Consider the following 8,992-nt stretch of genomic DNA (forward strand, 5'->3'; position numbering starts at 1 on the left):
GCGGACGGTTCCGCGAGCCAGCAGCCGGATGGGGACGCGAGTGCGGGTGCGCCTGTGCGCCGCAGCCGCTCCGCGGCCGACGGCTCGGCGAGCCAGGGCGCGACCCCGCCGTCCGGCACGTCCGGCACCTCCCGCACGGGCGGCACCGCGGCGCGGCCGTCGCGCTCGTCCGACGCCCCGTGGCACCACGCACGCCCCGCGTTCGACGACACCACGCCTCCCGAGCCGCCGCCCGCGGCCCCGGAGACGAAACCCGGGGCGCCACGGTCCGAGACGCCGGAGCAACCCGAGGTTCCCAAGATTCCCGAGACCCCCAAGTCTCCCGAGACCTCGGAGCAACCCGAGTCTCCCGAGACCCCCGAGAACGCGGAACAACCCCAGACGCCGGAACGACCCCGCACCGCAGAAGGAGGCGACGACACCCGTGAGTGACACCCTCGACGTGGTGCTGCGCCTCGTCGCCGTGTTCGTCGTCTTCCTGGTGCTGCCGCTCGTCATCGGCCAGACCGAGCACAAGGTCATGGCCCATATGCAGGGGCGCCTCGGGCCGATGTACGCCGGTGGTTTCCACGGCTGGGCACAGCTCGTCGCGGACGGCGTGAAGTTCGCGCAGAAGGAGGACGTCGTCCCCGCGGGCGCGGACCGCCGGATCTTCCAGCTCGCGCCCGCCGTGGCCCTCCTCCCGTACCTCCTGGTCCTGGTCGCCGTCCCGGTCGGGCCGGGCAACGCCGTGGGCCAGGCCGTCGACGCGGGCATCTTCTTCGTCCTCGCCGTGATGGGCGTCGGCGTGCTCGGCTCGCTCATGGCCGGCTGGGCCTCCGCGAACAAGTTCTCGCTGCTCGGCGGCCTGCGGACCGCCGCCCAGCTGCTGGCGTACGAGCTGCCGATGCTGCTCGCGGCCGCCTCGGTCGCGATGGCCGCGGGCACCGTCTCGCTGCCCGGCATCGTGGACGCCTTCCACTGGTGGTGGGTGCCCTGGCAGATCGTCGGCGGCCTGGTGTTCTTCACGGCGGGCCTCGCCGAGCTGCAGCGCCCGCCGTTCGACATGCCGGTGGCCGACTCCGAGATCATCTTCGGTGCGTACACCGAGTACACCGGCCTGCGCTTCGCCCTCTTCCTGCTCTCCGAGTACGCGGGCATCGTGGTCCTCTGCGGCCTCACGACGGTGCTCTTCCTCGGCGGCTGGCACGGCCCGTTCGGCGCCGACGGCCTCGGCTGGCTGTGGACGCTGCTCAAGACCCTCGTCCTCGCCTTCGTGGTCATCTGGCTGCGCGTCAGCTACCCGCGACTGCGCGAGGACCAGCTGCAGAAGCTGGCCTGGACGGTGCTCATCCCGCTCGCCCTGGCGCAGATCGCGCTCACCGGCGTCGTCAAGGTGGTGACCCAGTAATGCCGATCCCCGGCTCCGGCCTCGCCAAGGGCCTCGCCGTGACCCTGCGCACGATGACGAGGCGTTCGGTCACCGCCCAGTACCCGGAGGTCCAGCCCGAGCTGCCGCCCCGCACCCGCGGGGTCATCGGCCTGTTCGAGGAGAACTGCACGGTCTGCATGCTCTGCGCCCGTGAGTGCCCGGACTGGTGCATCTACATCGACTCCCACAAGGAGACCGTGCCCCCGGCCGCCCCCGGCGGCCGCGAGCGCAGCCGCAACGTCCTCGACCGCTTCGCGATCGACTTCTCGCTCTGCATGTACTGCGGCATCTGCATCGAGGTGTGCCCCTTCGACGCCCTCTTCTGGTCGCCGGAGTTCGAGTACGCCGAGACCGACATCCACGACCTCACCCACGAGCGCGACAAGCTGCGCGAGTGGATGTGGACGGTGCCCGAGCCGCCCGCGCTCGACCCGGCCGCGGAGGAGCCCAAGGAGATCGCCGCGGCCCGCAAGACCGCGGAGAAGCTCGCCGCGCAGCAGGAACAGGCCGCGCAGCAGGAACAGCAGGAACAGCAGGAACAGCAGGCCCGCCAGGAGAAGGAGGGAGAAGCATGACCGGCATCGGCACCGGCACTGGCACCTTCGCCCTGCCCGCCGCCGCGCAGGCACACGGCTTCCTCTCCACCTCCGGCGTGGAGGTCGCCTTCCTCCTCGTCGGCCTGGTGACCCTCGGCGCGGCCCTCGTCACCGTCACCACCAAGCAGCTGGTGCACGCCGCCCTGTGGCTGGTGGTGGCACTCGGCGGGCTCGCCGTGGAGTACCTCCTGCTCACGGCGGAGTTCATCGCCTGGGTGCAGGTCCTCATCTACGTGGGGTCCGTCGTCGTCCTCCTCCTCTTCGGGCTGATGCTCACCAAGGCGCCCATCGGCCGCTCCCCGGACGCCGACTCCGGCAACCGGTGGCCCGCGCTCGGCGTCGCCGTCGCCGCTGCCGCCGCGCTCGTGTGGATCGTCGTCGACGCCTTCCGCACCACCTGGATCGACCTCGACGGCGCGCCCCAGGGCACCACCAAGGTCTCCGGCGAGATCCTCTTCCGGCACTGGGTGCTGCCCTTCGAGGCGCTGTCCGTCCTGCTGCTCGCCGCGCTCGTCGGCGCGGTCGTGCTCTCCCGCCGGAAGCAGGCCGTCGCCACGGGTGCCGAGAGCGGGGAGAAGCGCTGATGCACCTCGTCTACCCCGCCGTGCTCGCCGCCCTCCTCTTCTGCACCGGCCTCTACGGCGTGCTCGCCCGGCGCAACGCGATCCTCGTCCTGATGTCCGTCGAGCTCATGCTCAACGCCGTCAACCTCAACCTCGTCGCCTTCGACGTGTGGCTGCGCGACACGCTCCACGCGGGACAGGCGCTCACCCTCTTCACCATCGCCATCGCCGCCGCCGAGATCGGCATCGGCCTGGCGATCGTGCTGCTCGTGTACCGCAACCGCGGCACCGCCGACATCGACCGGCTCCGCGACCTCCACGAGGACGCGCCCGGCACCGACACCCCGGCCGGTGACCGCGAGAGAACGGCGGAGGCCGCCGCGTGACGACCACGACCACCGCCGCACTCGTCCCCCTGCTGCCCTTCCTCGGCGCCGTGGCGGGCCTGCTCCTCGGCCGCCGGGCCCCCGGCTTCGTACGGCCCCTCGCCGTGCTGCCGACGCTCGCCGCCGCCGTGCTGGCCGCCGTCGTCGCCTGGCGGCAGGGCGGGGGAGACCCCCTCGACGCCGCGACCCGGCTGACACCCACCGGCTCCGTGCCGATCGACCTCGCCCTGCACCTCGACGGCTTCGCCGTGCTCGTCGCCGTGCTCGTCGGCGTCGTCGCCACCTGCGTGCAGCTCTACTCGACGGCCTACCTGCGCGAGGACCCGCGCTACCCCTCCTACGCGGCTCTCGTCTCCCTCTTCACCGCGGCCATGCTGCTCGTCGTCTACTCGGGCGACCTGATGGTGCTGCTGGTCGGCTGGGAGATCATGGGCATCTGCTCGTACTTCCTGGTCGGCCACTACTGGGAGACCGAGGCCGCGCGCGCCGCCTCCCTCAAGGCCTTCCTGGTCACCAAGCTCGGCGACGTCCCCTTCCTGATCGGCATCCTGGCGCTGGGCGCCGACGCGGGCACCTTCCGCATCAACGGCATCCTCACCGCCGTCGGCTCGGGCGCCATCGCGCACCCGACGCTGATCGCGCTGCTGCTGCTCGCCGGTGTCGCGGGCAAGTCCGCGCAGTTCCCGCTGCACACGTGGCTGCCCGACGCGATGGCGGGCCCCACGCCCGTCTCCGCGCTCATCCACGCCGCGACGATGGTCGCGGCCGGTGTCTACTTCGTCGCCCGGCTCCTCCCTCTCTTCACCGCCTCGGCGGCGGCACTGGTCGTGCTCGCCGTGATGGCGGCGGTCACCATGGTCGGCTCGGCGCTCGCCGCGCTCGCCCAGGACGACATCAAGCGCGTCCTCGCCTACTCCACCGTGGGCCAGCTCGGCTACATGACCGGCGCCCTCGCCGTGGGCGACCGCGACGCGGCCGTCTTCCACCTCATCACCCACGGCGCCTTCAAGGCCCTCCTCTTCCTCGGCGCGGGCGTGGTCATCCACGCCGCGGGCACCAACTCGCTCGGCGCCATGGCCCGCACGGGCGGCCTCGCCAAGCGCATCCCCGACGCCTACTGGACGATGACCGTCGGCCTGCTCGCGCTCGCCGCGATCCCGCCGTTCAGCGGCTTCTTCTCCAAGGAGGCCGTGCTCGGCGCGGCGGAGCACGCCACCGGCGCGGACGCCCACGGCATCCCGCACGCCGCGGGCTGGACCGTCCTCGTCGCCGGGCTGCTCACCGCCCTCCTCACCGCCGCCTACGCCACCCGGCTGTGGCTGCGCGCCTTCCACGGCAAGGGCCCCGAGGCCCCCGACCACGGCCGGCAGCCCGCCGTGATGAACGGCGTCCTCTGGCTCCTCTTCCTCCCCACCCTCGGGCTCGGCCTGGCCGCCTGGAAGCTCCCCGACTGGTTCGACGGGCGCTCCCTCACCCCGACCCTCACCACCTCCGTCCTCGGCACCGGCGCAGCCCTCGCCGGCGTGCTCGTCATGTACGCGGCCTGGCGCCGCACCGCCCCCCTCGCGGCCCGCGCGCCGCTGGGCGCCGTCGCCGCCGACCCCGACGAGGCCCCGTACGTCTCCGAGGAGGAGGCCGTCGCGACCCACGTGGCCGCCTACGGGCACATCGCGGGCGCCCACGACCCGGCCGACCCGAGCCGTCTCCTCCTCGGGCCCCTGCACCGTCACGCCGTCGCGGGCTTCCACCTCGACGCCGTCTACACGGCCCTCTTCGTCCGCCCCGTGCGGGCCGCGGCGGGTCTTGTGCGCTTCCTCGACCGCGAGGTCGTCGACACCTACGTGCGCGGCGCCGGGACCGCCCCCGGCCTGCTCGGCGCGGCCGTGCGCCGGGCCCAGACCGGCAATGTGCAGACCTACCTCAGCGCCCTCCTCGCCGGCTCCGTCGTCCTGGCCGTCGCCGCCGTGCTCGTAGCCACCGGAGCCTGACCGTGAGTCATACCGTCATGCAGATCCTCCTCGCTGCGACCGTCGTCGTCCCCCTCCTCGGCGCCGTCGCCGCCCTGCTCCCGGCCCCGCCCGGACTCAAGGGCCGGAACCCCGACCAGGCCGTGCTCCGCCACGGCGTCACCGTCACCGGCCTGGTGCTGGCCCTCACGATCGCCCTCGCGATCGGCTTCGACCGCGCCCACCCCGCGCGGATGCAGGGCACCACCGACATCAGCTGGATCCCCGCCCTCGGCATCCGGATCCACCTGGGCGTCGACGGCGTCTCGCTCCCCCTCCTCGTGCTCACCGCACTGCTGACGTTCCTCTGCGCGCTGTACTCGTACTTCCACATGCCGTCGGGCCCGTCACCCAAGGCATTCGTCGCGCTGATCCTCGTCCTCGAAGCCGGGACCCTCGCCAGCTTCGCCGTCCTCGACCTCGTGCTCTTCTTCCTGGCGTTCGAGACGGTGCTCATCCCGATGTACTTCCTCATCGCCCGCTGGGGAGGCGAGGACAGGGAGCGCGCCGCCTGGCGCTTCATCCTCTACACGCTGCTCGGCTCGGTCGTGATGCTGCTCGGCCTCCTCCTCGTCGGCATCAAGGGCGGCACCTTCGACATGGTGGCACTCGCCACTGACAACGGGTCCGGCCTCGGCCATTCCACGCAGCTCATCGCGGTGTTGGCCATCGGGATCGGACTGGCCGTCAAGGCTCCGATGTGGCCGCTGCACACCTGGCTGCCCGACGCCCACACCGCCGCCCCGACCGCCGGCTCCGTCCTCCTCGCGGGCGTCCTGCTGAAGATGGGCACGTACGGCTTCGTCCGCATCCTCCTGCCCATCGCCCCCGACGGCGTGCACACCTTCGCGCCCTACCTCGCGGCCTTCGCGGTCGTCGGCATCATCTACGGCTCGCTGGCCTGTCTCGCGCTGGCCCGCAACGGCGGCAAGGGCGACCTCAAGCGCCTCATCGCCTACTCCTCCGTGGGCCATATGGGCTTCGTCCTCCTGGGCATCGCCACCCTCACGCCCACCGGCATCAACGGCGCCCTCTTCGCCAACATCGCCCACGGCCTCATCACCGGCCTCCTCTTCTTCCTGGTCGGAGCGCTCAAGGACCGGCACGGCACCAGCGACCTCGACGCCCTCTCGGGTGCCACCGGCGCCGCGCTCTACGGCCGGGCACCCCGCCTCGGCGGCCTCCTCGCCTTCGGCGCCGTGGCCTCCCTCGGCCTGCCCGGACTCGCCGGGTTCTGGGGCGAGATGCTCGCCATGCTCGGCTCCTTCCGGCCCGCCGACGGGCTCAGCCGCCCCGCCTACCTCGTCTTCATGGCCCTCGCGGGCTTCGGCACGCTGCTCACCGCCGCGTACATGCTGGTCGTGGTCCGCCGGGTGTGCATGGGCGGCAACGGCACGGAGGACACCGGCCTGGCCGTGCACCCGGGCGCCTCCGGCACCGCCATCGCCGACGTCCGGGCGTACGAACTCGCCGCCTGGACCCCCCTCGTCGCCCTCACCGTCCTCGCCGGCCTCTGGCCCGCAGCCCTCCTCGGGCTCACCGACCCGGCCGTTCAGCAGCTCCTCGGAGGCAACTGATGGGCTCCCTGGTCCAGTCCGTCGACTGGCTCGCCATCGCACCGCCCACCGTCACCGCCGTCGTGGCGCTCGTCGTCCTGGTCGCCGACCTCTTCGTGCCGGAGCACCGGAAGCCGCTGCTGGGCGGGATCGCCATCGGCGGCCTCGTACTCGCCGGGCTCTCGCTCCTGCCGCTGCTCGACGGGGACCGCAGCACCTTCTGCCTGACGACGGGCACGCGCGCGTGCAGCTACACCGCCGACCACTTCACGCTCGTCGTGCAGTTCCTGGTGCTCGGCGGCGCTCTGCTGACCGCCCTGCTGTCCGTCAGCGACATCACCGACTCCGAGCTGCCCTCCGGCGAGTACTGGTTCCTGCTGCTGTCCTCCGCCGCGGGCGCCGCCCTGCTGCCCGCCGCCCGGGACCTCGCGACCCTCGTCGTCGCCCTCGAAGTGGCCTCGCTGCCCGCCTTCGCCCTCGTCGGCCTGCGCCGGGGCGACCGCCGCTCCTCCGAGGCGGCGCTGAAGTTCTTCCTGTCGTCCGTGACGGCCACCGCCGTGATGCTCCTGGGCGTCAGCTTCGTCTACGCGAGCACCGGCACCCTGCACCTCACCCAGGTGGCCGACGCCCTCACCCAGGTCGACCCGCGGCTCGACGTCCTCGCCCAGGCGGGCGTCGCCCTCACCCTCGTCGGCTTCGCCTTCAAGACCGCGGCCGTCCCCTTCCACTTCTGGGTGCCCGACACCTACGTGGGCGCCCCGCTGCCCATCGCGGCCTACCTCTCCGTCGTCGGCAAGGCCGTCGGCTTCACCGGCCTCATCCTGGTGACCGTCGTCGCCTTTCCCGCGTACGCGGACGTCTGGGGCCCCGTGCTCGCCGTCCTCGCCGCGCTCACCATGACCGTCGGCAACGCCGCCGCGCTGCGGCAGCGCCCCGACCGCGCGCACAGCGCCGTACGCCTCCTCGCCTGGTCCTCCGTCGGCCAGGCGGGCTACCTGCTGGTGCCGATCGCGGCCGCCGCGTACGCCGACGACCCCGGGCACGCCATCGGCTCCACCGTCGCGTACGCCCTGATGTACGCCGCCGTGAACCTCGGCGCCTTCGCCGTCGCCGGGCTCGTGGCCCGTACGAGCCCCGCCAACCGGATCACCGACTACCGCGGCCTGTACGCCCGCCGCCCGCTGGCCGCCCTGGCGCTCGGTTTCTTCCTGCTCTGCCTCGCGGGGCTGCCGCCGGGCGTCATCGGACTGTTCGCCAAGGTCACCGTCTTCTCGGCGGCCGTCGACGCGGGGCTCGGCTGGCTGGCCGTGGTCATGGCCGTGAACGTCGTGATCGCGCTCTACTACTACCTCCAGTGGACGGCGATGCTGTTCCGCCCGGCGGAGGGCGCGGAGGCCGCGGCGGTTGCGGCGGGGGAGAAGCACGCGCGCGTGCCGCTGCCCCTGGCCACCGCGATGACGCTGGCCGCCGTCCTCGGCATCGCCCTGTCCGGCGCCCCGCAGCTCGTCCTGCGCTTCGCGTCGGGGGCGCTGCTGTAGCGGCCGTAGCGGCGTGGCGACCGCTGTGGCCGTCCTCACCCGTACGGCTCACGCGCACCACCGGTGCACAAGGGAACTAGCGGGCTTCACCTGGCGTTGACCAGTACGGAAGGTTCCACTGGAGATCCCATGGGAGCTCCCGCGGAACGCCGTCGGCACACCGCCGACCACGGTGAAGCACCGCAGCAAAAGGGTTCCCCCCGCACCATTTGGAGGGCGTACCGTGCACCGCCGGCACAACGGGCTCAGGACCGCCGTCCTGCTCGGGGCGCTGTCCGCGCTCATCATCGTCATCGGCAGCTTCTTCGGACGGACGGGGCTGGTCGTCGCCGTCCTGGTGGCGCTCGGCACCAACGCCTACGCCTACTGGAACAGCGACAAGATCGCCCTGCGGGCCATGCGCGCCCGCCCCGTCAGCGAGTTCGAGGCCCCGCAGCTCTACCGCATGGTGCGCGAGCTCTCCACGGCCGCGCGCCAGCCCATGCCACGGCTCTACATCTCGCCGACCGAGGCGCCCAACGCCTTCGCCACCGGCCGCAACCCCCGCAACGCCGCCGTGTGCTGCACCGACGGCATCCTGCGCATCCTGGACGAGCGCGAGCTGCGCGGGGTCATCGGCCACGAGCTCAGCCACGTCTACAACCGCGACATCCTGATCTCCTCGGTCGCGGGCGCGCTCGCCTCGGTGGTGATGTTCCTGGTGAACTTCGCCTGGCTGATCCCCTTCGGCAGGTCCGACGACGACGAGGGCCCCGGCATCGTCGGCATGCTCATGATCATGCTGCTGGGTCCGGTCGCGGCCTCGATCGTCCAGCTCGCCGTCAGCCGCTCCCGCGAGTACGAGGCCGACGCCTCGGGCGCCCGCCTCACCGGCGACCCCCTCGCCCTGGCCTCCGCCCTCCGCAAACTGGAAGCGGGCACCCAGCGCGCCCCCCT

Annotated in this window: 9 protein-coding genes; 8 read left to right on the forward strand and 1 reads right to left on the reverse strand. The window is 72.6% G+C overall.

Annotated elements, in window-relative coordinates; all coding sequences use genetic code 11:
- A partial coding sequence (locus K6I34_RS24655; RefSeq protein ID WP_229328532.1) for a hypothetical protein occupies positions 1-212 on the reverse strand: 212 nt, incomplete at its 3' end.
- Positions 213-424: 212 nt separating this feature from the next.
- Here K6I34_RS24655 and K6I34_RS24660 point away from each other — a divergent pair.
- From K6I34_RS24660 to htpX, 8 genes are all read left to right on the forward strand, one after another.
- On the forward strand, positions 425-1,390 hold the full coding sequence (locus tag K6I34_RS24660; RefSeq protein ID WP_229328533.1) for a complex I subunit 1 family protein: 966 nt from the start codon (positions 425-427) through the stop codon (positions 1,388-1,390).
- A complete protein-coding gene (locus tag K6I34_RS24665) occupies positions 1,390-1,986 on the forward strand; it encodes an NADH-quinone oxidoreductase subunit I (RefSeq protein ID WP_229328534.1) in 597 nt (198 codons plus the stop codon). The genes K6I34_RS24660 and K6I34_RS24665 overlap by 1 nt, the downstream gene beginning before the upstream one ends.
- Positions 1,983-2,591 (forward strand): NADH-quinone oxidoreductase subunit J, encoded by a 609-nt coding sequence (locus K6I34_RS24670; RefSeq protein ID WP_229328535.1) that lies wholly within the window; start codon positions 1,983-1,985, stop codon positions 2,589-2,591. Before K6I34_RS24665 ends, K6I34_RS24670 begins: the two co-directional genes overlap by 4 nt.
- Positions 2,591-2,956 carry an NADH-quinone oxidoreductase subunit NuoK gene (gene nuoK / locus K6I34_RS24675; RefSeq protein ID WP_229328536.1) on the forward strand — a complete coding sequence of 122 codons (366 nt, stop codon included), beginning with the start codon at positions 2,591-2,593 and terminating at the stop codon, positions 2,954-2,956. Before K6I34_RS24670 ends, nuoK begins: the two co-directional genes overlap by 1 nt.
- Complete coding sequence (locus K6I34_RS24680) at positions 2,953-4,944, forward strand: NADH-quinone oxidoreductase subunit L (RefSeq protein ID WP_229328537.1); 1,992 nt, start codon at positions 2,953-2,955, stop codon at positions 4,942-4,944. Before nuoK ends, K6I34_RS24680 begins: the two co-directional genes overlap by 4 nt.
- Before the next feature lie 17 nt (positions 4,945-4,961).
- Positions 4,962-6,539: a NuoM family protein gene (locus tag K6I34_RS24685; protein WP_229328540.1), complete on the forward strand. Its 1,578-nt coding sequence runs from the start codon at positions 4,962-4,964 to the stop codon at positions 6,537-6,539.
- The gene (locus K6I34_RS24690; protein ID WP_229328538.1) at positions 6,539-8,056 is read left to right on the forward strand and encodes an NADH-quinone oxidoreductase subunit N; all 1,518 of its coding nucleotides are present in this window, start codon (positions 6,539-6,541) and stop codon (positions 8,054-8,056) included. Before K6I34_RS24685 ends, K6I34_RS24690 begins: the two co-directional genes overlap by 1 nt.
- Before the next feature lie 223 nt (positions 8,057-8,279).
- On the forward strand, positions 8,280-8,992 hold a 713-nt coding region (gene htpX / locus K6I34_RS24695), incomplete at its 3' end, for a zinc metalloprotease HtpX (protein ID WP_229328539.1).

It is taken from the genome of Streptomyces sp. UNOC14_S4 (assembly GCF_020740835.1).
GTDB lineage: Bacteria > Actinomycetota > Actinomycetes > Streptomycetales > Streptomycetaceae > Streptomyces.

What these genes read in the sequence shown, in the direction of transcription:
- K6I34_RS24665 (WP_229328534.1), top strand. Translation starts at nt 1,390, where the DNA reads ATGCCGATCCCCGGCTCCGGCCTCGCCAAGGGCCTCGCCGTGACCCTG.
- K6I34_RS24670 (WP_229328535.1), top strand. Translation starts at nt 1,983, where the DNA reads ATGACCGGCATCGGCACCGGCACTGGCACCTTCGCCCTGCCCGCCGCC.
- nuoK (WP_229328536.1), top strand. Translation starts at nt 2,591, where the DNA reads ATGCACCTCGTCTACCCCGCCGTGCTCGCCGCCCTCCTCTTCTGCACC.
- K6I34_RS24685 (WP_229328540.1), top strand. Translation starts at nt 4,962, where the DNA reads ATGCAGATCCTCCTCGCTGCGACCGTCGTCGTCCCCCTCCTCGGCGCC.
- K6I34_RS24690 (WP_229328538.1), top strand. Translation starts at nt 6,539, where the DNA reads ATGGGCTCCCTGGTCCAGTCCGTCGACTGGCTCGCCATCGCACCGCCC.